Genomic DNA, 23,689 nt, shown 5'->3' with positions numbered 1-23,689 from the left:
TTTACGCATCTCCTTTTAGTGACAAGCGTACTTTCGGCTTTTGTAATAGTTCTTTTTCTGAAAGCCCTGACCACTGTGAAAATTGCTCATTAGTGGGATATATCCCTTTACAAAGTAACTCCCCATCAACAAACGTTGCAGGCAAGGCATCCATTCCTTGTGCCATTAAAAGTTGATTGATTGCTTCATTTTCTATAAAAGCATTTGGATCGTTCGTGAGATTAAATCTTACAGCTTCAATGTTTGTATTTTTTAAATTATTCATTATAAACGACATACGTAATAATTCTGGGTCTATAGAAGGGCCACATAAGCCTGTTGAACAGCACATGGCTGGCTCATAGATATGAATTTTTTTCAATTTACTTCAGCTCCTCGCCTACAAATTTTTCAATACGTTGTCCGATAGCATCGCGTACATTTTGGAAGACAGCCCATTTGTCCTCATCTGTACCTGTTGCTTTCGCTGGATCTTCAAATCCCCAATGCTCACGGCGAATATGCGGAGGCGTCATCGGACATTTATCAGCGGCATCCCCGCATAACGTCACAACTAATGTGGCATTGTTTAATGTCTTAAAATCAATTAAATCAGATGTATGATTTGAAATATCAATCCCTACCTCCTCCATTGCTTTAATGGCATTTGGATTTACGCCATGAGCCTCAATCCCAGCACTTTTCACAGTCCAATTAGTAGGTAACAATTTTTTAGCCCATCCTTCAGCCATTTGACTACGGCATGAGTTCCCTGTACATAAGAAATAAAGTGTGTTAGTCATAAGTGTTTGCTCCTTATAATTTAATCGTTTTAAAGTATTTTTTCTGCCAACGTAAGGCAACCCATACAAGTCCTATGAGAACGGGTACTTCTACAAGGGGACCTATAACTGCCGCAAATGCTACGCCACTATGAAGACCAAACACACCAACTGCTACCGCAATCGCTAACTCAAAGTTATTACTTGCCGCTGTAAAAGAAAGAGCAGCTGTAACCGGATAAGATGCGCCAGCTTTACGGGAAGAGAAAAATGAAACAGCAAACATCACCACAAAGTAAATAAATAATGGAATAGCAATTCGTACGACATCAAGTGGCAGTTCAACCAATTGCTCACCTTTTAAAGCAAACATCATAACAATCGTGAATAAAAGTGCAATTAAAGTAAGTGGAGAAATTTTCGGTAAGAATTTTTCCTCATACCACTGTTTTCCTTTTGTTTGAATCCCAATCCATCGTGTCAGGAACCCTGCCGCAAATGGGATACCTAAGTAAATAAGTACGCTTTTTGTAATTTCCCACATGGAGATGGAAACATTGAAATTCTCTAAACCAAACCAACCAGGTAATACATTTAAGAAAAAGTACGCAAAAATCGAATACGTTAAGATTTGAAAAATCGAGTTAAAGGCAACTAAGCCAGCTACATATTCGCGGTCCCCACGTGCTAGATCATTCCACACAATGACCATGGCAATACAGCGAGCCAAGCCAATCATAATGAGTCCAGCCATGTACTCTGGATAATCACGCAAAAAGATGATGGCTAAAAAGAACATTAAGAATGGTCCAAGTAACCAGTTTTGAAAAAGGGATAGTAAAAGCACTTTCCAATCTTTAAACACTCGCCACATTTCCTCATACTTTACTTTCGCTAATGGTGGGTACAACAAAACAATTAAACCTATGGCAATCGGTATGGACGTTGTACCAAGAGACATGGACTCTAACGATTCTCCAATATTGGGCATTGTGATACTGAATACGACACCTAGCCCCATGGCAACAAATATCCAAAGAGTAAGGTAACGATCTAAAAAAGACAGCTGTTTCGTTAAAGACTCATTACTCACTATCAGTTCCCCCTACATGGCAGCCATTTGTGCCACAGTTGCACCCAGTTAAAGGCTGAATATGCTCTAAAATCCCCTTCATCAGTGGCGTTTGTTCCTCTACTAAACGATAATGTTTCCAAGTCCCTACTTTTCGTTCTGTAATAATACCTGCCTCCTTTAATTTTCGTAGATGCTGACTAACGGCTGGTTGTGAAATGCCTAGAACCTCTACAAAATCACAAACACATACCTCTCCATTTTTCATACACGCAAGTAATTTCATGCGATTCAAATCTGCTGCTGCCTTTAATTGTTTTTCAATTAGCATATAATCCATTTATTGCCCTCCTTATATAATCATTTGCTTATATATTATTGTAAATAAAATCACCTTAAGTAAAAGGTGATTTTAACTATATATAACTATATTCTTATATTATGATTTTATGTTTTGAAATGCAACAGTTAAATATATGATATGAAAAAAACTTGCATATCTTCATAAATCGATTGTTAATGGTGAAAATTAAGAGAGCCAATGTTAGAATGCCCCTCCCTCTTTTCGCAATAGATACTGAAGGCATCGACTTTTATCGTTGGCTATGCCCTTGGCAACGCTATGGTCGCCTAAAAGTTTGCTCCTCATGGGCTTGACGTTAAAACCTAATAGTATTATTCGATTATAAAAGTATCTTGGCAAGGCGGTTAATGCCTTCTTCAATTGCGCTCTCATCCATTTTAGCAAATCCCAGTACCCATCCTTTTCGATTCGTTTCCAAACAATACTTACTAAGCGGATATACACGAATTCCTTTTTCGAGCGCTAGGTTTGTCATAGCCTCTTCATCAAACGATTCTTCAGCTTCAAGAAGCATATGCAAGCCTGTTTCAATGCCACTTAGTTTAAAACGTTCAGCTAATCCAGTTGCCATGATGGCCTTGGTCATCGCTTCATGTCTTCGTCGATAAACATTTCTTGCTCTCCTCATATGACGCATAAAATGACCGTGTTCAATAAAATGACTAAGCGTTAGTTGTTCCATTATCGGCAGATGTCGATAGGTTAGGGCTTGTACTTGAGCAAGCTGACGAATAGCATCCTTTGGCCCAATCACTGCCGAAATGCGTATGCCAGGAGCCACCATTTTGGAAAAACTCATCATATACAATGTATTCTGTGGTTGTTGGCTGAACAAAGTAGGAAGTGGACCTCCACGGTACCTAAATTCACCATCATAATCATCTTCTACTATCCAAAATTGCTCTTGCGCTGACTTTTGGAGCAACTGTTGTCTACGTGGTTCAGACATAATCACACCAACTGCACATTGGTGAGAAGGCGTAACAAAAATAAGCTTGCTTTGCGGATGAATACGATTTACTTGTATTCCATAGTTATCAACCGGTACGGAAACGACATTCATCCGTCGATATTGCATGGTCGTCCAGGCAGCGGGGAATCCAGGATCTTCAACAGAAACCGTTTCTCCTTCCGTTAACAGTGCTTGCGCAATAAGATCAATGCTATGCTGTGCACCAGAAGTTAAAATGATTTGGTCAATATCTACATGAACACCTCTTTCAAATGTTAAATAACGTTGAATCTGTTCACGGAGCGGAGTAAAACCATATGGGTTGCCATAACCCCAAGTGGTCAAATCTGCTTCGGATGAAGCCTGTAAAAAAGATTGTCTCCAATTTTTTTGGAAATGTTCGTCCAAATAAGGCTCATGAGGACAGAAATCGATTTCTACGTTTCGATTTTCGGCGCCTCCAAACCAACTGTTTAATTCATCAACTGCCGCGTTTAATAAAGGTAATGCTGGCGTAGATGGTCCATAAGGAGTCGTTTCTTCTGCTAAGTTGGCTTTCAATCCCCAATCACTTACCCTTGTTCCCCCACGCCAATTAGTAACGGTATAGCCTCGACTAAATAATTCCTCATAAACAATTTGTATTGTTGAGCGTGAAACGCCGACTAATAAGGCAAGCTCTCGAGATGGAGGAAGTAATTCACCTGGTGGCCATTTTCCTGTTGTTATATGGTGGATAGCCTGATCAAGCAACTGCTGCCATATCGGAATTTTATCTTCTCGGTTTATTTTTAACATTTTCATTCACTTCCAGTTAAATGATGCGAACATTAATACAGTTCATCATGATTATAGTTTTTATGACGCACCCAGTATTTAAGATGGTTAAAATATTTTCTAAAGAAACGATGACATTCGTTGAAAAGCTACATCTGCAGCATGAATTGTTTCATCAATATCATGTATTGAATGGGCAGTCGATAAAAAGATGCTTTCATATTGCGATGGGGGTAAAAGTATCCCTTGTTTTAGCATTTCGACATAGAAACGCCGAAACATCTCTGAGTCTATTTTGCGTGCATCATCAAAATTTTGTAAAGGATTATCTGTAAAGGACAATCCAATCATTGTTCCAGCTTTAGTTGTCATCAGCGCTATATTCGATTTACGGGCTACTGTTTTTAATCCTTGAATTAGTCTGTCTGATAGTTCTTCAATATAGTTGTAACTATCAGAGGTTAATTTATTTATTGTAGTATATCCGGCTACCATCGCGATTGGATTACCCGATAAAGTGCCAGCTTGATAAATATTCCCTTCCGGTGCAATTAGATTCATAATCTCTTTTTTGCCACCATATGCGCCAACTGGCATCCCGCCACCGATTATCTTCCCTAAGCAAGTTAAGTCAGGCTGAATGTTATAAAGCCCTTGAGCTGAGTGGTAATCAATACGAAAACCCGTCATTACCTCATCAAGAATAAATAGCGCCCCATATTTTGTAGTGAACAAACGTATAGCCTGAAGAAATTCGGGGTCAGCAGGTATGCCAGCCATATTACCAGCAAATGGTTCTACAATCACTGCTGCAATTTCTGAACCAAATGTATCAAATACACTATAAAGTGCTTCAATATCGTTATACGGAACGGATAAAGTGTTTTTTGTGATTTCTAACGGTACACCTGGACAATCTGGAATGCCTAATGTTGCTATGCCTGAACCAGCTTTTACTAATAGATAGTCACTGTGTCCGTGATAGTTTCCTTCAAATTTAACAATTATGTTTTTGCCTGTAAAACCTCTAGCTAGCCGAATAGCACTCATTGTTGCCTCTGTACCAGAGTTAACCATTCTAATCTTCTCTATGGAGGGAATCCGAGTAGTGATTAATTGTGCTAGCTTATTTTCTTGCAAAGTGGGCAATCCAAAACTTGTCCCCTTTTTTATTGCTTCGAGTAATGCACTCGCAACATCTTTATCTGCATGTCCATGAATTAATGGTCCCCAAGAAAGGATATAATCTATATACCTATTCCCATCAATATCATATATTTCTGACCCGATTCCATGACTAATAAAAATCGGATCGATTCCAACGGATTTAAATGCTCTTACTGGACTGTTTACACCACCAGGCATTAGTTGTTTTGCTATTTCGAATGCTTCTGTCGATTGCTGTGTATTGATTTTAAAAACCACCTTTCATATTAGAGAAAACTATTAGCTATATGCTCATCTAGAGGATCAATTGATTCGTTTTCTATTTAAACATCTCTGTAACAACTGTCCCCTTTTTTCTACAAACAAGACTCCATTATTTTGCTTTTTAAAACTTGTCACGTTACATGTACTTAGTTTTCACATGAAACTATTTTTGTGGTATCCCATTCATATTTTGTGGTTTTTTAAGAAATGGAACATTAATTAATAAATGTGCTGCTAAACCAGCTACAAGCCCCCAAAATGCCCCTCCTACGCCAAGTAATGTAACATTTGCGGCAGTTGCCAAAAAAGTAATGAGTGCAATTTCGCGTCCATTCGGATTTGTTAAAGCATTAGCAAGGCTACTACCAATTGTACCGAGCAATGCTAATCCAGCTAATGTGGCAATAAACGTTGCAGGAAGAATTAAAAACAACGCAGCCAATGTTACCCCAAAAATTCCAACAATTATATAAAAAATACCACAGACAATTCCTGCAATATAGCGTTTCGTTGAATCTTCATGAGCGTCTTTTCCAGTACAAATTGCGGCTGTAATTGCGGCAATGTTAAACGCATGTGATCCAAATGGTGCTGTTAGGAGCGAACCCAATCCTGTTACAATTAAAATCGGATTCGCACTCGTTTTAAATCCATCATTTCGCAACACTAACATTCCTGGCATATATTGTCCCGTCAAGGTAATAATAAAAAGCGGCAAAGCAACGCCTAATAAGGCATGAAGAGAAAACGCTGGAACAACTAATACCGGAGAAGCAATAGCCAATTCGACATTGCTGAAATCTACCTTGCCCATACTTATCAAATAAATCAATCCAATTACTAAGATACCGACAATTGCATAGCGAGATGTAAATCGTCTTAATAGGATATACGCAGTAAATAGGACAATTACAAGTAAAGGATCAACTTTCGCACCACCAAAGGCCGAAATACCAAACTGCAATAAAATACCTGCTAAAAGCCCTGAAGCGATGCCTGGTGGAATAAGCTGGACAAAACGTTCGAACATTCCAGATAATCCTAAAAAAACAAATGCTACAGCAGAAATAATATATGCGCCAATTGCTTCAGGATAAGAAGTGACCGCCAAAGCGGAAACAAGAAATGCCACACCTGGTGTTGACCAAGCTGTAATAATCGGTTCGCGGTATCGATAACTTAACCAAATACCAGTTACTCCCACACCGATGGAAATCGACCATATCCATGAAGCAGTCATTTCAGGACTCAGGCCAGCAACCTTGGCAGCCTGAAACACCAAGATAAAAGTACCTCCATAGTTTACTAACACAGATATAAAAGCAGCTATGGTGGGTGATAGCAAATCACGCAAACGCAATGAAACGGATGTTGTATTCATACACTTTCCCTACCTTTCATTCCAATAGTGGTCAAACACTTTCTCTCTACTCATAAAAATAGCGTTCATTCTTTAAAACCAAATTTAAAAACTCCAGTGATTCTTACCTGTCAGAATGTCCATTCCATACATCGGGGATTTGCTATTATTTTTGTATCAGACTTTCCAATGCCGTCATTAGGTCTTTTATATGTAATGTTTCAAATAGAGGTAATTGTTCAGTTAGATACTTCATTGCTATGCCCCCTTTTGTTAGTTTTATTAAAATGAACGCTCTTAGCATAACGAATAACGGACTGTAATAAAACATCCAAAAACACCATTTTCACCAGTCCATAAATGTTGATCATTCACTACTTCTTATGATTGTATTTCATGAATAGCACTGCTCGTTTTCGTTAAATCAAAAAGACCACTTACCTATGGGATATAGGAAGTGGCGTTTAAATGGATTATTTAATATAGTGTACGAAACATGTTTTTAACTTTTAAACATTTTCTCTACTTCAATTGGATTTTCTTTCGCGGTCATTTGTTGTGGATCAATCCGATAAACTTGAACTGGACCACCGAAAACGGCTGATCGATATTTGTCCACATGTTGCTCAGATAAAGGACGATTATAATAACCAGGCACATATTTATTTAGCATCTCTTGCAACATATGTGTAGCTTCATCCAAATCGTCGATGGGTTGAGCCTTCCCAAAAACGATAACACTCATATACGCAGTGTCCGTCTTTGCGGGCACTGGATCAGTAATCGTTCCATATTCTTCACATACTGTAAAGCAGACTTCCTGATTTTCATCCATAACTTGATTGCGTCTTCCGCCAGTAGCTCCGTGGAAATACAGCAGCCCATTTGTCCAAACAAAATTAAGTGGAACAACATAAGGCAAATGACCGTCAGCCATTCCCAGATACCCAATTCGAGCTTGCTTCAAAAATATATCAATTTTGTTTTGATCTAATACTTCTCTTACTTTGTAACGTACCTCAACCATTGATATCCCTCCTACTTGTAGTATTGTGTAATCTTATCAACGTTTGGATGGAATAAAAACGTCCAAAATTATTGTGATGAAACAATCCAATTTGACGAATGTAGAAGGTCATTGCAACAACTATCCATTGGATAAGGGAATAAAAAAGGCAGAAATCAATGGGGATTTCTGCCTTTCCATATGTTTTTATAGATTTAGTAAAGAAGACATGCCTCTATCTACATCCTAACAAAAAATGAAATATAAGTCTATTTATTTTAGATAGTGCGTGTGATAATGAGGTTGCGCAAATACTTCATAACGTTGTGATGAATAGAAGGGTAAAATGAAACAGAATATATATGATAACAATACGTTCTTTACAAAATATCAAGAAATACGAGGACGAGAACATAATTATAATATTTTATTGGAACAACCCAATTTTTTGGCATTACTACCGACACTTAAAAATAAAATCGTATTAGATATCGGATGTGGTGTAGGAGATTTTGCAGCTTATTGTCTTGAGCTCGGTGCAAAATACGTTACAGGAATTGATATTTCTTCCAACATGATTGCGCATGCAAAAAAGCATCATGTTCATGACAATCTATTTTTTGAACAGGTTGCATTTGAAGAGATGACAGTACCTGCGGAAACCATTGATTTTATAGGAAGTTCTTTAGCTTTTCACTATATTGCAGACTTTCAGTTACTTATAAAAAAGATCAGTACCGCGTTATGTGAAGGTGGAGTGTTGTTATTTTCAATAGAGCATCCGATTGTAAGTGCTAATATGGGAAAAGACAATTGGATAGCCACTGCAGAAGGAAACTTACTCTATTTTGCAATAGATAATTATCAGTTGGAAGGCTTACGTACGCAACATTGGTTAGTTGACAATGTTGTAAAATATCACCGTACACTATCAACTATTGTAAATACACTTATTGAACATGGCTTACAAATCGAAAAAATGGTGGAGCCAATACCAACTAAAGATGCAGTAAGTAATTTACAAAATTTAAACAGAGAATTTCGGCGACCTTCGTTTTTAATTATAAGAGCCAAAAAAACAAATACTCACCAAAATGTAAGTAACTAAAAAATAAAGGATAGATTATCACCTTCTGTACAAACTAATGTCAGGAGGTGATTTTTAATGAACAATCAAAATAAAACTGATGTTAATCAAGTAAAGCAGCAAATTCAACAAGCAGAAGCGAACAAATTACAAGCTTCTGGTTCAGCGAATGCAATGGATGTAGAATTTGGAAATGAAATGGACATAAATCAAATTAAACAACAAATCCAACAAGCAGAAGCAAATAAAAAATTTGCTTCTGGTCGTTTTGCAAACGAAAACAATTCAAAATAATCATCTCTTGCCGGCAATCTTTTTTTGCCGGTTTTTCTATTCCCGAACTCTTTTTTAATGAATAAACGAATTGTTATTACTCAACTACCACCGCTTCTTGCATTAATTCCAGCAATTTTTTCTACCGAAGTCTATTACGAGTAGGTTACAATTTTCTGTCTTTTCTACATACCTAAATGAGTCAATTCTTTTAAATGTTTGTGTTTTAGTGCACACCCCATCTGTCCAGCCGCTGAACAAAGCGCATTTCTTAGTTTGAAAGACGAACTTTAATCAATGTTTATATAAATATAGTTCGATATTTTTTTAGAAAGCTCAAAGTTGCTCCTCTGTAAGAAATACATGCACACTAAAAAGAGAGTTCTCCCCATGGAACAAAATAAGTACAATGACTACTTATTTTAAATGGAGGAATCTATCTTCATTAAAGTTAACTGTGATCAAATACCTTCCATACTTTCTTCTATAGCCATTTCTTCAACAGTTGAGTGCTTTTTCTTTTTCATACCATTTGCTATTAGAATACAAAACATACTTAGTATAAATAAGCCTAAAAATATGAACCATGCCACTTTGTAACTTTGTGTAAGATCATAGATAAGACCGGAAACGATAACACCAAGTGAACTCGTTGCTACGAAGAATATTTGGACAACACCGAAAATAGCTCCAAAATCTTTTTTGCCGAATAAATCATCTGTCATAAATGGAGGGCCAATTGTCGCAATAACAATACTGAAACCGTAAGCGATAGCAAATACGAACGCAAAACTCTTCGCGTTTGCCAGCAGCAGTGACACCATCGCGATCGTCATACAACTGCCTACAAAAAGAATGCCTCCGGTTGTTCTAAACTTATCAAAAATAGCACCAAGAATAAGCTTGCCAACGGTATTGGATAAAGATAAAAGCCCGAAAATTGTTCCTGCAAATAGCGCTGGATGGCCAATATCTATTAAATAAGCGGGTATATGCATTTGTACGCCGCCTGCAACAAGTGCAAAGCAGATGACACCGAAAATAAATAACCAAAATATGCCCGATCTCTTTGCCTGTGCTAACGTGACACCGGATTGTTCCGTATTTGCCTGTGCGATTTCTACACGATTGGCCCCAAGCGCAATCGTCCCTTTTTCAGCAGGACTTTTCTTTGTGAAAAATAAGATTAATGGCAGTGAGATTACTATAATTAGCACCCCAGCAATAATATAAGTTGTTCTCCAGCCATAATTTGAAATGAGCATAGTTAAAATCGGGCTAAGTGCAGCTGTTCCAATGCCTGAACCTGCAAATGCTAATCCCATAGCTAGCCCTTTTTTCTCATAAAACCAATTCGTTAGCATGATGGAAATAGGAATATTCGAAAATCCAGCAACACATATCCCGATACAAAAGGCAATGACGGCAAAATAAACGGCCGATTGTGCGAGAGAATATAACATAAAGCCGCACCCTGCAAGAATTACACAGACAGACATGATTAACATCATATTGCCATTTGCAAGTAGCTTGCCCATAAAGGGAGAAGCGATGGCGACACCTAGACCTCCTACTGATAGAACAATCGAAAACGTTGTCCTCGTTAAGCTTAATTCTGTTGTTACCGGCACAAGAAATAAACTGTGAAGTGAATTGACAATCGAAAATGCCGAAAACATAATCAAGAAGCTCGTTAAAACAATATACCAGCCATAAAATAACCCATTATTCCGTTGTGGCATACTCGTCCCCATTTCATTTTTCTTGTTCTACGGATTATATTTTCTTGTCTATTTTTGTGTTGGCTTCTTATTAGCCAATTTGGATATAGCACGTTTTTTCACGTGTGAATTCGCGTACAGAGTCTGTCCCAAAACCGCTCGCTTTTTGACCGCCAAATGGTAATTCTGTGCCAACGATTCGATACGTATTGACCCAAACATTGCCTGATTCGATTGCGCGAATCATGCGATGTGCACGATTTAAATCGGATGTCCAAATACCAGCTCCTAATCCGTATTCTGTATCATTTGCAATCGCCAGTGCTTCTTCTTCCGTATCAAATGGGATTACCACGGCAACGGGTCCGAAAATTTCTTCTTGGCATACTTGTAAATTATTACCTTCTACTTTGATTAAGGTCGGTTCAATCCAATAGCCTTCAGCCAATGTATCTTGACCTGGTAATAAGTTAGCACCGCCGAAGCGTCCACCAATCAGGATTTCTCCGCCTTCTTGTTGCCCAAGCTCAATATACGAACAAACTTTTTTATATTGCATCTCATTGGCAACGGGTCCCATAGGTGTTTGGATGTTTAAAGTATCCCCCAACTGAATATGCGTAGCAATTTCCTCTTTCATCAAAGCAATCATTTGATTTAAAACAGAACGTTGAATTAAAATACGAGAACCGCCAACGCACAGTTGCCCTGCATTACCAGTAAAAATCCCATTGACCGTGACACCATTGGCAGCTTTCGCTAAATCTGCATCCTCGAAAACAATATTAGGTGACTTCCCACCCAATTCTAATACCATCGACTTAGGGTTTTGTGCAGTGGACTGCGCAATTGCCTGCGCCGTTCTTCCTGATCCTGTTAAACTCACTTTGTTCACGTTTGGATGTTTTACAAGCGCATCGCCTACTTCCGCACCTGTACCCGAAATAACATTTAAGACGCCTGGTGGTAAGATACTTTGAAGAATTTCACCGTAGCGAAGCGGGGCTGCTGCTGCCAACTCTGATGGTTTAATAATAACCGTGTTTCCACCTGCAAGGGCAGCCGCTGCTTTCACTGTAAATGTCCATAAAGCTGAATTCCAAGGAATAATGCCCACGACAACGCCAAAAGGTTCCCGTGTTGTAAACCCTATTGTATTCGGCCCAAGTTGCACGGTTTCACCTTTACTCCCTACATGGATAGCAGCCGCGGCCGCATCATACCACATATTTGCAAGTACCGGAATAAGTCCGTACTTCGTTTCCCGTATTACCCAGCCATTATCTATTGTTTCTAGTTCAGCCAATTCATCTCCATATTGGGCTATGGCATCACCAATACGTCGTAAATAACCCGCTCTTTCACTAGCAGGAAGAGCTGACCAACCGGGCAGAGCTGTTCGTGCGGCATGCACTGTCGCGTCTACATCTTCAACTGTGCTACAAGGAATGGTCGCCCAAACCTTGCCTGTTGCTGGATTATAGCTATCCATTTTATGACCTGAAGATGATGGAATGACTTTCCCATTAATGACATTTTGATAGTCTTTCAAAGTATGCATTGTTTTCAATGTTTTTCCCACCCTTTCAAATACAAGATGACTTACTTACTTTCTATTAGGAAAACGATGCCGTTGCCAACGGTTAAGACGCAAGAAAATCGGTTTGATGCTACCAACCTAATGCCACTGCTGTCTGCTCATAATATTGCTGTGTAGTGCCAAGATAATTTTCATAGAAACGCGCTCTTTTCACATAAAGATGACAATCAATTTCTTCTGTAAAGCCGATGCCACCATGAATTTGAATGCTTTGAGATGCAACTTTTATAAATGCTTCCGTTGCAAATAAGCGAGCACTTGAAACCGCTTCAACTTTATCTTCCGCATCACTTTCAATCGCCCAGTTTGCATAATAAGCTAATGAACGAGCTGTTTCTAAATCCATTTTCATATCGACTAAACGATGTTTAATCGCTTGAAATCTGCCGATTGGTTGATTAAACTGCTCACGAATCGTGGCATATTCAACTGCCGTTTCTACAATTTTTTCTACACTGCCAACAATTGAAGAGCAAAGCGCTGCATTAAACGATAATAAAGCTTCTTGCAACGCGTCCCACCCTTGATGAACAGTGCCCACAATTTGCTGACTTGATACTTGCACATTATGAAACGTCACTTCTGCAAGCAAACGTGTTTCATCCATATTTTTTTGACCTTGCACTTGCAAAGACGCTGCATCACAATCAACAATTACAAGTGATATTCCTTGCTTGTCTTGCCCTTCTGCCGTTCGCACGACAACAAGTAAGCTATTTGCTAGCTCTACATCAGGCACTAACGCTTTCACCCCATTCAACGTAAGAACGTCTCCTTCTAATGTGCCATGTACTTGCACATTAGAAGGCTTGTAGTTACCGCCAGGCTCCAACCATGCCACCGTAAATGTATGGTTGCCACTCGCGATCGCTGATAAATATTTCGCTTTTTGCTGCGCTGTACCGAATTGCTCCAATAATGGTACAACTAAAGCGTTCGTTTCTAAAAATAACCCTGGTAGCAATGCGCGACCCATCTCTTCTAGAATAGGCACTAAATCTAACTGACCTAGCCCCATACCGCCATGCGCTTCAGATACATTGACACTCGTACAGCCAAGCTCAGCTAAGCCAGCATACAGCTTCTGAAATGAGCTAGTGTTGCCTTCTGTAAACTCACGTGCCACTTTTGTTTGACCGACATCATCTAAATATTTGCGTACATAACTTCGAAACATTTCTTGTTCTTGATTTAACGAAAAATCCATATCAGCCACCCCCGCTATTTTATCGACCCATATCCTTTGGTAAACCTAGTATTCTCTCAGCAATGGTATTCTTTTGTATTTCACTTGTGCCCCCACCAATCGTCTGACCAAAAGAGTATAAATAATTGTCCTGCCAATAGGAGCGATCAATCAATGCATGTTCTTTCCATAAGATGCCATGGTGACCTTGCATCGAAATGGCTTGAGCAAACAGTTCTTTCGTCAATTCACTTACAAGTAGCTTATCCATCGAGCTTTCTGCACCAGGATGACCATTTTTTAATTGCTTCGTTAAATTACGATAATAATTTAACAGGGAACCACGAGAACGAGTATACAGATCCACCATTGTTTTTCGAATAAATGGATTTTTGATCAGTGGTTCATTATCATCACTTACGTCCTTCGCTAATGTAACTAAATCATGAAATTGTTGTTCTAACGTAAATACTTGACCACCAATTCCCGTTCTTTCATGCATTAGCAGTGCAATGATAACGTTCCAGCCTTCATCTACTTGACCGATAATTTCGGCATCGTAAGCGACAGCATCATTTAAATACACTTCATTAAAATCTTTTTGACCATCCATTGAAACAATTGGTCGCGTTTCCACTCCTGGCTGATGCATATCTAACAAAAACACCGTAATGCCTTTATGTTTTTTCTCCAATCGGCTCGTTCTTGTAATTAAAAAGCAACGATCTGCCACATGACCGAAACTCGTCCATACCTTTTGTCCATTAATAATCCAACGATCCCCATCTTTTACTGCAGTCGTTTGAATAGCGGCTACATCTGAACCTGCATTTGGCTCTGAATAACCTTGGCACCAAACTTCTTCCCCCGTAATAATCTTTTCAATGTATTTATCTTTTTGTGCTTGTGAACCGATTTGCATTAAAGTCGGTGCAACCATATGGAGTCCCACATAATTAATTAACGGTGGCGCTTTCACCCGTACCATTTCTTGTTGATAAATAATTTCTTCCATCAACGTTGCATTGCGGCCACCGTATTGTTTAGGCCATGCAATCGCTGCCCAACCACCTGCATATAGTTTCTTTTGCCAATCTCGTAAAAATAACTCGTATGCTTTCGATTCTTTATCAAGTTGCACGTCTCCTTGCAACCATCCATCAGGTAAGTTCGCTTCCAACCACGTTCTTAACTCTTGGCGAAATTGTTCTTCCTTTTCCGTAAATGAAAAATCCATCGAATCATCCCTTTCTATGAATATTTAAGATTTACTTAAGCCTGTATCCATTGAGGAAGCGCACGATCTTCCGTAATATCTTGCCATATCATTTTCACAGGCATGCCGATTTTTATTTCCTCTGGTGGACACTCCAGCACATTGCCGATAATCTTTACCTCTTGTAAATGGTCTAACTGTACGACCACAATAATCGTCGGCAACTCGTCTTGAAAGCCCGGTAAGAAAGGTCTATAGGACACCACATAGGAATAAATAGTTCCTGTAATATGACAACCTTGACTTTCCCAGTTCAGTTCTGTGGACCCGCATTTTGCACAAGCCGGACCTGGCGGGTGGTTATAGGCATGGCATGTTTGACATTTTTGTAGCATTAACTCATGGCGATCCGCCGCATCCCAATATGGTTGATTATCTTGTGTTTTCAGTGGAATTGGTTTTTGATACATGACTTTCCCTCCTAATTTCTTAAAATCATTGCACCTGCAATATCAGGGCCAGACCAACCCGTACAAATACCGATTTCACAATTTTTCACCTGTCGATCTGTTCCTTGATAGTCATGACGAATTTGACGAACAATTTCCAGCACATTGTTCATACCATGTGTATAGCCTTCTGAAAGCATGCCACCTGCTGTATTCGTTGGTAGCTTTCCTCCCATTTTTAGGTTGCCACTCGCAACGAAATCACCTACTTCGCCACGTGCTGCAAAGCCATATGCTTCTAACTGCCGTAATACAACCCAACTAAAGCAATCATAAATTGAAGCGACCTGAATATCTTGTGGTGTCACCCCCGCTTTTTTATAAAGAGAAGGCGCTACAAAGTCAGATGCCACTTCATCTAAATTCGTCCAATAATGCGCATGTGATACCGTGCGTCTCGCTTCAATGCCCATAATATAGACAGGCTTTGACTTGCAATCCTTTGCTTTTTCAGCGGATGTGACGATAATCGCATTGGCTTCATCTGATTCTAGGCAAAAATCATGCTTAGAGAATGGGTAGCTTAAAGGTGGTGTCTTTAAATACTCTTCCATCGTAAGTGGTTTACCATAGAAAAAGGCTTTCGGATTCCGTTGTGCGTGCTCATAAAAACTGACACAAACATGTCCTAAATGCTCATGTGTCAGTCCAGTTTGTTGCATATGACGCGTTGCAAATAAACCGAACCATTGCCCTGGTCCACCAGCTCCATACGGAATAAAAAAGCTTCCGCCATCCATCGCACCTTGTAGCATATTGACATCCCAGCCACCTCCGCCCATTCGAACGCCAGAACGGCCATTCATTGAACGGTAAATAAGTACGGTATTGACCTGACCTGTTTCGATTAAGCCAATGGCATCCGCAATTAACATCTCTGTACTACTGCCGCCGCCCATAATATCTTTTACATATTTTGGTCGTACTCCTAAATAGGTTGCTAGTTGATGTGATGTACAAGAATCATTTTCCGAGTAGCTCATAAAACCATCAATTTCTCGCGCTTCTAAACCTGCATCTTTTAATGCAGCTCGGGCAGCATCTAATGCTAAATGTAAAGGTGTTTTACCCGAATTTTTTGAACGTTCACTTTCGCCTACCCCCACAATGGCATAGCGATCTTTAATAGTAGCCATATTGCCAACCTCCTTGTTTCCTATAGTTCAATCAGTTGTAATGTCGCTTCACCAAACCCTACAATTTTCCCTGGTGCTTTCTCCGCATACAAATCCAAATCAACGAATTGTTTTGCTTGTTCTTGGTAAATTTTTTTGACGATAGCCAAGCAGGTAATTTCATCACCAGGTCTCGTCATCGCACCAAAACGCATTTTAAAATTCGTAAGCGTAGCAGATGTACCAGCAAGTTCCATAACGTATTGACCTAAAAAGCCCATGACAAGCATTCCATGTGCAATCACGCCAGGCATTCCAATACTTTGAGCAAATGCATCATCCGTATGTAAAGGATTAAAATCCCCTGATGCACCCGCATACTTGACAAGCTGAACTTTCGTAACAGCAGGCTTCACAAGTGGTGCCAGCTTTTGCCCTTGTTGTAATTCTTTCAATTGAAGCATGATTTTTCCCCCTTAGTTATCGAGTGAAAGCTGAACGAAGAGCGTAAATCTTCGTTCAACAGTATCGTTACGCTTTAGCACTGGCTAATGCGCGATAAATGATATTGGTGCGACTAATTACGACAAGCTCCCCGTTTTCATCTTTCATTTCTGTATCCATTACTAAAAACTGCATTGTTCCATTTTTGCCTTCTTTCTCATAGACATTTGTTACCTTCATCTGACAATGCAAACGATCTCCAGAGCGAATTGGACGCTGATAAATAAACTCTTGCTCACCATGTAGCATGCGACTGTAATCCAATGGCAAGTTAATGCCTTGTCCACTGTCAGCACCTATCGCAACTGGAAAGCTCGGCGGGGCAATAATACCACCGTAACTGGTTGATTTAGCAAAGGCTTCATCCACATATAATGGATTTGGATCGCCGATTGCTTGTGCAAACTGTCGAATATGCCTTTTCTCTACTTCAAAAACATAGTGGGGTCCTGTTAAGCCAATTAAACGTTGATCTAGTTCCATCTATTTTACCTCCCGACTACTGACTTTTCTATTACATCTTTATTGATGACAATCATCGCGTCTGCCGCCTTTACACCGTCTTCGTAAACAATTAAAGGATTGATGTCTAATTCTTCTATCACCGCTTCATTTTCCGTAACAAGCTGCGATACCTTGAGTAAGACATCGATAATGGCTTCGATATCACTCTGTGCTTTGCCACGTGCTCCTTTTAAAAGCGCTTTCCCTTTTACTTCTTCCATCATTTCAACGGCATCAGCTCTCGTTAGTGGTGCGACCCTAAATGAAATATCTTTAAAGACTTCAACAAAAATACCGCCTAATCCAAACATAACGACAGGACCGAAATTCGGATCTTTTGTCGCGCCAATAATCACCTCTGTTCCTTCTGGTAGCATTTCTTGTACGGCAATACCATTGATTTGCGCATCGGCTTTATAGGTTTTCGCATTGTGATAAATTTCAGTAAACGCTTTCATTACTTCGTTCGCTGATTGCACATTAAGACGAATAGCATCGGCCTCAGTTTTATGAGGGATATCTGCTGAATCGACTTTTAAGACAACAGGATATCCAATAGCATTGGCAAATTGAACCGCTTCCTCTGCCGTAGTGGCCACCGTACGTTTCGTTGTGGGAATGCCATAGACATCGAGTATGTCCGTAGCTTGTGCTTCGCTTAGTGTTGTTCCACGAATATGTGAAATGTCTATTCGCTTGATTGTCGTGTCCTCTTGTTGGCGCGTTTTTTGCTGATGCTTTCGATAACTTTCGCTATATTCCACAAGCTTCGCTAAACCTTTAATTGGATTTAAATCACCTGGTATAACGGGAATGCCATTTTTCTCAAGTGTCTCTTTCCCTTTAGGAACAGACATACCGTCCAATGGGAATGTTGTAATAAAAACGAATTTATCGGAGTTTTTACATAGCTCAATAAACTCCTGAAGGTATGGATTATCCGCCTCCCAGTACAATGGAAATTCCGTTAAAATAATATTATGCACTTCTGGATCAGCAATGAGTGCTCGTAATGGCGCTATATACAGCTCGGGATTGGTTACTGAAGCGGCTGCCGTTAAGTCGATTGGATTGCTGGCACTTCCGAAAGAAGGAATGTGCTTTTTAATCTCTGTCTTCGTCTTTTCACTTAGTGGTATAATGTTTAAGCCTAAACCTTCACAGCGATCTGCTTCGTTAATGCCCCGTCCACCAGAACTAGTAATTAACACCGTATTTTTTCCTTGTGGTAGTCGATTAGATAAAAATAATTTTGAAAAAGTAATAATATCTTCATAGTCATCGACTCTGACAATGCCACTTTGTCTAAAAAATGCATCATAAATTAAATCTGAACCAGCTAAAGAGCCTGTATGTGAAGCGGCTGCTCTACTGCCAGCTGTACTTCTGCCCGTTTTCATTAACGCGATTGGCTTTTTGCGATTCAGCGCTTCTTTTGCTAAACGTCGAAGCTTCTTAATATCTTTGGCTCCTTCTAGATAGCCTGTAATCACTTTTGTCTTGGGATCATGAATCATATACTCCACTACATCCGAAAATTCTGTTTCCATTTCGTTGCCGACACTTGCAAAATAATTAAAGCTTAACCCTTTTTGTGCAGCGGCCATATATGTTAAAACGCCAAATGCTCCACTTTGCGAAACGTAGCCTACTGCTTTTTCTTCATGCAATGGCACTGCCAAAATCGCTGGTGAAAATGTGCCAATCATACCATTCGTTGTGTTCACTAGCCCTACACAGTTCGGGCCAATAATACGAATGCCATGTTCTTTCGCAATGGTCGCTAAATCTTGTTGTAACATGACACCTTCTTCACCAATTTCAGCGAAACCAGATGCGAAAATAATGGCAGCTTTCACCTTCTTTTTGGCACATACTTGGAGATTATCCTGAATTTGCTCTGCCCCTACACAAAATATAGCTAAATCTACTTCATCGGGTACAGCTGTGATCGAAGGGTAGCATGGCAGACCTTCTATTTCACTAGCTTTCGGATTAATTGGATAAATGTCTCCTTTAAATCCACCATCGATTAGCGCTTTCAATTGAATGTAGCCAATTTTATATGGATTGGTAGAGGCACCTAGTACTGCCACAGACTTTGGATTAAACAAAGGTTCTAACGTTTCATAAGCCTTTAATTCTTTCTTCATTATTTCACCTCGGTTTCGAATAATAGAAAACACTTGATTATGTTGTCCATTGTATCGAACACGTTTTAAAGACAATGAAAAAAAGAAGCTGTAAAATAATTTAATTATTAGGGAGTGAAAAAAGAAAAATAAGTAAATAGCGTAGGCAAGACAAGGGCTAAAATATTTTTATTTTCTTTGATGCACACATTAACCACGACTTCTACACACGATGACCTCGACTTAAGGGTAGGATAACGGTAAAAATGGCAATAGGAGCTAACTATAAATGAAGATTAGAAGCGGATATAGGTGGGAATAAAAAAAGCGACCTATATACCGTATTCAAACGATAGATAGGTCGCTTTATGCTAATACAATATTCTTTTAATGAAATTTTTGAAGCCATCGCTTTATGTTGTTTTGAATTTTGACAGAAGGGGTTTTGATGCCTCGCTCGATATTACTTATATATGAAGGTGAAATTTCAAGTTCTTCAGAAACCTGTAAAAGCGATAGATTAAATTGTTTGCGTATGGCTCGCAATTGATTGCCAATAGTAGCCCCCTTGTCTTTATGTTGTACGCTATCTTGGATATAACTTATAGAATGTGTATTTTTTGTCTTTTCAATGGACCGGTATTGTTCTTTTATAAGTTCAGGTGGTTCAACAAGAATCGTAGCATCTAACCATAAGCGAACCCATCCCTTATGATTGGCGATGGATTCATCCCATTTATGATAATGCCATGCAGCAAGAACGCCATCTTCGAGTAATTGGTCTAGCGCTTTTTCTAAGCGATCTCTCGTGCGAGAAGGTGTACGTTCATTGATATTTTCTCCAATTGCTTCTAGCAACGTTCGGATTTTATTTGGTTGTAAGAAATCGCCCTTTCTTGCTTGCGTTCGCCAACGCCAACTCAAATAGCGTGCCAATCTTTTTTCCCATTTTTGACTATAGGGGTTATAATGCAACGTTTGAATCGGTAACAAGGCAATTTGTCTTCCAGAGCCATAAAGATACTTTGTAAAAATTTTATCGACTGTGATCGTAAATGTTTTTTGATTGTCTATACGAGCAATATTATATTCATTTCGGTTTTCATCGACAAAAAGAAATGTTCGTCCTTGTAGTTGTGTTTGAACAGGCTTGCCTTTTTCATAAATCGTTGCTTTATTTAATTCGAGCCATAAGCTCTGAATTTTTGTAAGCGATTGCAAAACTTTGTCTTTTTGTTGTTGCTCATACCCACCTCTTCGCCCTTCGCCTCCTAATTTCGGCTTTAAACCACGAATCCTCAATAAATCATTAAAGTGGATTTCAATAATATCTTCAACATACCTTGCTTTAGATAGAAAGATACTACATAAGGCATCAAACATATCAACGTCTAAATCCGTTAAGCTTTGTGCTAGATTTTGGGCTTGTTCAATCATTGTATGTGTGTCGATAGGGCCGTCATTATATTGAAACGGGCGTAATTGGATTAAGCCTTCTACATGTCCTTTGACTAATGGTGTAGTCGGCCAAGGTGTAGTGTCGATGGATTGAAAACTATTTTTATATAATGCTTCTCGGACATACTGATACGGTGCATTATTCATGACATGGAGGTGCTGTTCTACCCCTAATGAAAAAATTAAATTTTTACTATGTGGTAAGGTATCCTCGTTATTCGAGTTTGCGATTTGAAGCATGGAAGCAATTTCTTGAGCGTTTAAATCCGTGAGCTTCATTAATGCAATAATAGTATGAAACCATTGCGCCATATAATGATTGACGATATTTGTATATTTTGAAATAAACGATGCATTAGATGCTAGATTTTTCGTTATTTGCTGAAAAAATACGTGATTTAATTCCTGACTGCTCAACTGATGCACCTTTTCAGAGCCTAACGTACTTTCTAGTTCTTCCAGTACCCACTCTGTTAAGTAGACTTGAAACCATGAGCAAAACTCTTCCCACGCATTATCTTCACCTAGAAATGTGTTCGCCTTAATCATTTGCTCCATTCGATGAATATATCTCTCGTAATGAAGTCCGTTATTATGCATCGACGTCCGCTTCTGCGTTTCATTTAGCTGGTCCTCATATTTTTGCAGTAAAAACGAAACGATGTTTTTGGCAATTTCAGTGATAACACGATTTCTAGAAGAAATTCGTAAGTTCATAAATAGCTGTTCACTCTCTTTATAGGTACGATCCCAAATAACAAACGAGTTGGACATCACATTTTTTGTCAACGTAATTTCTTTCGTCGCTTGATCATTACTCGCTATTTTTTGTTGTTCGTAGATACAAAGTACATAATAGTTATCAATTTTATTGACCAACTTTCGATTCATTGTAGTCCGATTAATCTCATTTCGTAGCATTTCCAATTGGTTAAAGGCAACATTGTCGTAATCATTTTTATTTATCATGAATACCTCCTTGAAAAAATGCGAACCCAGATGACTTATAACTTGTACTATATGTGTATAATGGTCATTTTAACACCTATTAACAGAATATTCTATATTTATATTTTAGATAGTGTTAAAGTAACTATGTATCTATTAAAAACGAAAAGACCTCTTTGAAAATAAAGAGGTCTTCTGGTGTAGGCAAAATGGCTCGAAAAATCCGATGCTCTTTCGAGTTGATAGGAGCGGAGGGTTGTGGCTAATGATATGTCCGCAAAAGCGCCCACTTAAATACTTTTTACATCTGTTATCCAACTAAAATACAAATTTACGTGATTAAACTGTATTGGACCAATAATCGTATTTTGCTTCGGGGATATATGAAACAGCTCAACAAATGCTACGAAATCTTCAAACCATGCGGCAGTATTGCTAAAAGAATGGACTAGTATTAGGGCATTATGAGCATTTACTCGGTTTGCTTCTATTAAAGCGGATGCTGCTCGATGTAATAACTGATACCTTATCTTTTTCACCGACTCTTCTTCTAAAGTAAATAATTGGAGTAGATAAGCTAATCTTTTCCTTTTTCCTTCACTTGGGTTGTCTCCTAACCAGCTATCAACAGTTTTTCCAAAAGGTTCTGCTACTTTCCCTTCTATCATCATCGGGATAAGTTCATTATGCGCTTTTGCGAGTATATAAAGGTCCGTTTGTGAACTTGCATTTCCTCCAGGTAAAGCTACCTTGTATTCAGGAAACCCAAATAATACTTCAATATTGTGAAATAAAGTAATGTTACTATTTTTAAATACATTGTCTACGGTGTATGGCAAATTATTCGCATTCTCCCAACTAACAGCTAATTCAAAAGCAGAGCATCCTTTTTTCCATTGCTTTAGAGGATCTGCAAGGTATTCTTTCCACGACAGTACGCCTTTTGACGGTACAAAAAATTTGCCCATTAGCTCACCTCATTATTATTTTTATAATTCATTTCATATTTTGCTATAGCAAAAAGAGTCTTCATTTTTTGATATGAAGGCTCTTTTTTAAGTCACTATTTTTGGGTAAATTTCCAATAATATAATGCAGCTGTTTCTTTATACAGTTTCGCACCGGACTTTTCTAATACTTTATGGGATGGGATATTGTCTTTTTCGGTATCCGCAATAACACACTTCACATTGGGTTGATTTAACAACCAATTTTTCATTGTTTCAAGTGCTTCTGTCATATAGCCGTTTCCTTGATATTCAGGTAAAGTGTAATACCCAATTATGACTTCTCCATTGTTGTTTGGAAGTCCTTTTACCATAATCCCTCCAACACTACAATTTTGACTATGCGAGACGATGAACCAATTGGTATACCAAATATAATTATCCTTATCACGTAGTAACTTAGAAAGTCGAATTTCCATAGCTTGTTGAAGTTCCATACTTAGAAAACTACTTGATTCAATGAAAGAAAATTGTAGGTCTAACTTCTTTGGATTCTCAATAAGTAGTTTTAGATTATCTGCACTTAGCGGTAGTATTCTTAATCTTGCTGTTTTTAATTCAATCATCATGATTCTCCTATTATCATTTTTGACATCTTTATTAGACAAAAATTTAAAAATAGGTATATATTATTGGCAGCTACTCCCATTTCATTATTGTTTAGATTTAATGCAAGCAATCTTCGCTGATAACAGCTTGCTGTTTG

General features: G+C 38.7%; 22 protein-coding genes. 2 read left to right on the top strand and 20 right to left on the bottom strand.

The window, feature by feature from the left end:
* Position 1 precedes the first annotated feature (1 nt).
* From arsD to FC748_RS06590, 8 genes are all read right to left on the bottom strand, one after another.
* Positions 2-361, bottom strand: coding sequence for an arsenite efflux transporter metallochaperone ArsD (gene arsD / locus FC748_RS06625; RefSeq protein ID WP_108030349.1), 360 nt, complete (start codon positions 359-361; stop codon positions 2-4).
* A 1-nt stretch (position 362) separates the two neighbouring features.
* Positions 363-782, bottom strand: coding sequence for an arsenate reductase (thioredoxin) (gene arsC, locus FC748_RS06620; protein ID WP_108030348.1), 420 nt, complete (start codon positions 780-782; stop codon positions 363-365).
* A gap of 13 nt (positions 783-795) precedes the next feature.
* Entirely contained in the window at positions 796-1,854 is a 1,059-nt protein-coding gene (gene arsB, locus FC748_RS06615; protein WP_108030347.1) for an ACR3 family arsenite efflux transporter, read from the bottom strand.
* Entirely contained in the window at positions 1,847-2,173 is a 327-nt protein-coding gene (locus FC748_RS06610) for an ArsR/SmtB family transcription factor (protein WP_024361718.1), read from the bottom strand. Before FC748_RS06610 ends, arsB begins: the two co-directional genes overlap by 8 nt.
* Before the next feature lie 343 nt (positions 2,174-2,516).
* The gene (gene pdxR, locus FC748_RS06605; protein WP_108030346.1) at positions 2,517-3,947 is read right to left on the bottom strand and encodes a MocR-like pyridoxine biosynthesis transcription factor PdxR; all 1,431 of its coding nucleotides are present in this window, start codon (positions 3,945-3,947) and stop codon (positions 2,517-2,519) included.
* Between the two features lie 99 nt (positions 3,948-4,046).
* A complete protein-coding gene (hemL, locus tag FC748_RS06600) occupies positions 4,047-5,339 on the bottom strand; it encodes a glutamate-1-semialdehyde 2,1-aminomutase (protein WP_193768795.1) in 1,293 nt (430 codons plus the stop codon).
* A gap of 181 nt (positions 5,340-5,520) precedes the next feature.
* Entirely contained in the window at positions 5,521-6,738 is a 1,218-nt protein-coding gene (locus FC748_RS06595; protein WP_108030344.1) for a benzoate/H(+) symporter BenE family transporter, read from the bottom strand.
* A gap of 481 nt (positions 6,739-7,219) precedes the next feature.
* Positions 7,220-7,744 (bottom strand): pyridoxamine 5'-phosphate oxidase family protein, encoded by a 525-nt coding sequence (locus tag FC748_RS06590; RefSeq protein ID WP_108030343.1) that lies wholly within the window; start codon positions 7,742-7,744, stop codon positions 7,220-7,222.
* A gap of 325 nt (positions 7,745-8,069) precedes the next feature.
* Here FC748_RS06590 and FC748_RS06585 point away from each other — a divergent pair, with 325 nt between their 5' ends.
* Positions 8,070-8,831 carry a class I SAM-dependent methyltransferase gene (locus FC748_RS06585; protein WP_108030342.1) on the top strand — a complete coding sequence of 254 codons (762 nt, stop codon included), beginning with the start codon at positions 8,070-8,072 and terminating at the stop codon, positions 8,829-8,831.
* Positions 8,832-8,888: 57 nt separating this feature from the next.
* Entirely contained in the window at positions 8,889-9,104 is a 216-nt protein-coding gene (locus tag FC748_RS06580; protein WP_024361713.1) for a gamma-type small acid-soluble spore protein, read from the top strand.
* A 440-nt stretch (positions 9,105-9,544) separates the two neighbouring features.
* On the opposite strand, the gene FC748_RS06575 is transcribed toward FC748_RS06580, so the two are convergent.
* From FC748_RS06575 to FC748_RS06520, 12 genes are all read right to left on the bottom strand, one after another.
* The gene (locus tag FC748_RS06575) at positions 9,545-10,825 is read right to left on the bottom strand and encodes an MFS transporter (RefSeq protein WP_167492644.1); all 1,281 of its coding nucleotides are present in this window, start codon (positions 10,823-10,825) and stop codon (positions 9,545-9,547) included.
* A gap of 70 nt (positions 10,826-10,895) precedes the next feature.
* Positions 10,896-12,365 (bottom strand): aldehyde dehydrogenase family protein, encoded by a 1,470-nt coding sequence (locus tag FC748_RS06570; RefSeq protein WP_167492686.1) that lies wholly within the window; start codon positions 12,363-12,365, stop codon positions 10,896-10,898.
* A gap of 109 nt (positions 12,366-12,474) precedes the next feature.
* Positions 12,475-13,611, bottom strand: a complete 1,137-nt coding sequence (locus FC748_RS06565; RefSeq protein WP_108030339.1) for an acyl-CoA dehydrogenase family protein — start codon at positions 13,609-13,611, stop codon at positions 12,475-12,477.
* A gap of 19 nt (positions 13,612-13,630) precedes the next feature.
* On the bottom strand, positions 13,631-14,827 hold the full coding sequence (locus FC748_RS06560) for an acyl-CoA dehydrogenase family protein (protein ID WP_108030338.1): 1,197 nt from the start codon (positions 14,825-14,827) through the stop codon (positions 13,631-13,633).
* Between the two features lie 35 nt (positions 14,828-14,862).
* Positions 14,863-15,276 (bottom strand): Zn-ribbon domain-containing OB-fold protein, encoded by a 414-nt coding sequence (locus FC748_RS06555; RefSeq protein ID WP_108030337.1) that lies wholly within the window; start codon positions 15,274-15,276, stop codon positions 14,863-14,865.
* Between the two features lie 11 nt (positions 15,277-15,287).
* Positions 15,288-16,451, bottom strand: a complete 1,164-nt coding sequence (locus FC748_RS06550) for a thiolase C-terminal domain-containing protein (RefSeq protein ID WP_108030336.1) — start codon at positions 16,449-16,451, stop codon at positions 15,288-15,290.
* A 20-nt stretch (positions 16,452-16,471) separates the two neighbouring features.
* Positions 16,472-16,894, bottom strand: coding sequence for a MaoC/PaaZ C-terminal domain-containing protein (locus tag FC748_RS06545; RefSeq protein ID WP_024361706.1), 423 nt, complete (start codon positions 16,892-16,894; stop codon positions 16,472-16,474).
* A 67-nt stretch (positions 16,895-16,961) separates the two neighbouring features.
* Positions 16,962-17,417, bottom strand: a complete 456-nt coding sequence (locus FC748_RS06540) for a MaoC family dehydratase N-terminal domain-containing protein (protein ID WP_024361705.1) — start codon at positions 17,415-17,417, stop codon at positions 16,962-16,964.
* 5 nt (positions 17,418-17,422) lie between these two features.
* Positions 17,423-19,591: an acetate--CoA ligase family protein gene (locus FC748_RS06535; RefSeq protein ID WP_108030335.1), complete on the bottom strand. Its 2,169-nt coding sequence runs from the start codon at positions 19,589-19,591 to the stop codon at positions 17,423-17,425.
* Between the two features lie 366 nt (positions 19,592-19,957).
* Positions 19,958-21,997 (bottom strand): helix-turn-helix domain-containing protein, encoded by a 2,040-nt coding sequence (locus FC748_RS06530; protein ID WP_108030334.1) that lies wholly within the window; start codon positions 21,995-21,997, stop codon positions 19,958-19,960.
* Between the two features lie 269 nt (positions 21,998-22,266).
* Entirely contained in the window at positions 22,267-22,944 is a 678-nt protein-coding gene (locus FC748_RS06525; RefSeq protein WP_108030333.1) for a DUF6946 family protein, read from the bottom strand.
* Between the two features lie 95 nt (positions 22,945-23,039).
* Positions 23,040-23,549 carry a GNAT family N-acetyltransferase gene (locus tag FC748_RS06520; protein ID WP_108030332.1) on the bottom strand — a complete coding sequence of 170 codons (510 nt, stop codon included), beginning with the start codon at positions 23,547-23,549 and terminating at the stop codon, positions 23,040-23,042.
* Between the last annotated feature and the right edge of the window lie 140 nt (positions 23,550-23,689).

This window comes from Lysinibacillus sphaericus, assembly GCF_005217585.1.
In the GTDB taxonomy this organism is placed as follows: Bacteria; Bacillota; Bacilli; order Bacillales_A; family Planococcaceae; genus Lysinibacillus; species Lysinibacillus sphaericus.
The sequence above is the reverse complement of the archived record's forward strand: the minus strand, read 5'-3'. Positions and strand labels throughout refer to the sequence as shown.

Excerpts from the sequence above, each read along its gene's own strand:
- arsC (WP_108030348.1), bottom strand. The coding sequence starts at position 782 with ATGACTAACACACTTTATTTCTTATGTACAGGGAACTCATGCCGTAGT.
- FC748_RS06610 (WP_024361718.1), bottom strand. The coding sequence starts at position 2,173 with ATGGATTATATGCTAATTGAAAAACAATTAAAGGCAGCAGCAGATTTG.
- pdxR (WP_108030346.1), bottom strand. The coding sequence starts at position 3,947 with ATGTTAAAAATAAACCGAGAAGATAAAATTCCGATATGGCAGCAGTTG.
- FC748_RS06595 (WP_108030344.1), bottom strand. The coding sequence starts at position 6,738 with ATGAATACAACATCCGTTTCATTGCGTTTGCGTGATTTGCTATCACCC.
- FC748_RS06590 (WP_108030343.1), bottom strand. The coding sequence starts at position 7,744 with ATGGTTGAGGTACGTTACAAAGTAAGAGAAGTATTAGATCAAAACAAA.
- FC748_RS06585 (WP_108030342.1), top strand. The coding sequence starts at position 8,070 with ATGAAACAGAATATATATGATAACAATACGTTCTTTACAAAATATCAA.
- FC748_RS06580 (WP_024361713.1), top strand. The coding sequence starts at position 8,889 with ATGAACAATCAAAATAAAACTGATGTTAATCAAGTAAAGCAGCAAATT.
- FC748_RS06575 (WP_167492644.1), bottom strand. The coding sequence starts at position 10,825 with ATGCCACAACGGAATAATGGGTTATTTTATGGCTGGTATATTGTTTTA.
- FC748_RS06570 (WP_167492686.1), bottom strand. The coding sequence starts at position 12,365 with ATGCATACTTTGAAAGACTATCAAAATGTCATTAATGGGAAAGTCATT.
- FC748_RS06565 (WP_108030339.1), bottom strand. The coding sequence starts at position 13,611 with ATGGATTTTTCGTTAAATCAAGAACAAGAAATGTTTCGAAGTTATGTA.
- FC748_RS06560 (WP_108030338.1), bottom strand. The coding sequence starts at position 14,827 with ATGGATTTTTCATTTACGGAAAAGGAAGAACAATTTCGCCAAGAGTTA.
- FC748_RS06555 (WP_108030337.1), bottom strand. The coding sequence starts at position 15,276 with ATGTATCAAAAACCAATTCCACTGAAAACACAAGATAATCAACCATAT.
- FC748_RS06550 (WP_108030336.1), bottom strand. The coding sequence starts at position 16,451 with ATGGCTACTATTAAAGATCGCTATGCCATTGTGGGGGTAGGCGAAAGT.
- FC748_RS06545 (WP_024361706.1), bottom strand. The coding sequence starts at position 16,894 with ATGCTTCAATTGAAAGAATTACAACAAGGGCAAAAGCTGGCACCACTT.
- FC748_RS06540 (WP_024361705.1), bottom strand. The coding sequence starts at position 17,417 with ATGGAACTAGATCAACGTTTAATTGGCTTAACAGGACCCCACTATGTT.
- FC748_RS06535 (WP_108030335.1), bottom strand. The coding sequence starts at position 19,591 with ATGAAGAAAGAATTAAAGGCTTATGAAACGTTAGAACCTTTGTTTAAT.
- FC748_RS06530 (WP_108030334.1), bottom strand. The coding sequence starts at position 21,997 with ATGATAAATAAAAATGATTACGACAATGTTGCCTTTAACCAATTGGAA.
- FC748_RS06525 (WP_108030333.1), bottom strand. The coding sequence starts at position 22,944 with ATGGGCAAATTTTTTGTACCGTCAAAAGGCGTACTGTCGTGGAAAGAA.
- FC748_RS06520 (WP_108030332.1), bottom strand. The coding sequence starts at position 23,549 with ATGATTGAATTAAAAACAGCAAGATTAAGAATACTACCGCTAAGTGCA.